At 70.8% G+C, this 795-nt stretch carries 1 pseudogene; it reads right to left on the bottom strand.

The features are described 5' to 3' along the window. Positions 1-481: 481 nt before the first annotated feature. Positions 482-795 (bottom strand): annotated as a pseudogene (locus tag ON30_RS42600) (ketoacyl-synthetase C-terminal extension domain-containing protein); the annotation flags it as partial.

The following is a 795-nucleotide window of genomic DNA, read 5'->3' as shown; positions in this document are numbered from 1 at the left end:
CCGACACAACGCCCTCGGCGACCTCGACACCAGCCGACACCGCCCCCACGACACCATCAGCGCTCTCGGAGGACACCGCACCCACGACCCTGGCCGAGCCCGAATCCTCGCGAGACAGCACACCCTCCACGTCGCGCGAGACCGCGCCCTCGGCGACCTCGGAAGACACCGCGCCCTCGGCTGCCTCGACAGCAGCCGACACCACACCCTCGGCCCTGTCGGCCGAAGCCGCGCTCTCGGGGGATCCCGCACCCACGGCATCGGGCGACACCACACCCACCGCGCCGGACGAGACCGCGCCGTCGGCGAGCTCGGACGAGACCGCGCCCACGGCAGCAGGCGACACCCCCACGACACCCTCGGCGCTGTCGACCTCATCGACGCTGCCCGAGGACGCCACACCCGCGGTCCTGCCCGCCGAGACCGAATCCCGTTGGGGCGCAGTACCCCCGACACCACCCGACACCGACCCACCCGCCCCCGGCGGAGCCTGCTCCAAAATCACATGCGCGTTCGTCCCACTGATCCCGAACGAGGACACCCCCGCACGACGCAACCGCCCCGACCCCACCGACCACTCCCGCGCCGAACCCAACAACCGCACCGACCCCGCATCCCAATCGATCTCCGGACTCGGCTGCCCCACATGCAACGTCGCGGGCAACACCCCATGACGCATCGCCTGCACCATCTTGATCACACCCGCCAACCCCGCCGCCGCCTGCGTATGACCCATATTCGACTTCACCGACCCCAACCACAACGGCCGCCCCGGATCACGACCCTGACCATAGG

The sequence above is a fragment of the Nocardia takedensis NBRC 100417 genome (assembly GCF_000308695.1).
In the GTDB taxonomy this organism is placed as follows: domain Bacteria; phylum Actinomycetota; class Actinomycetes; order Mycobacteriales; family Mycobacteriaceae; genus Nocardia; species Nocardia takedensis.
This window is presented reverse-complemented; position numbering and strand designations above follow the sequence as displayed.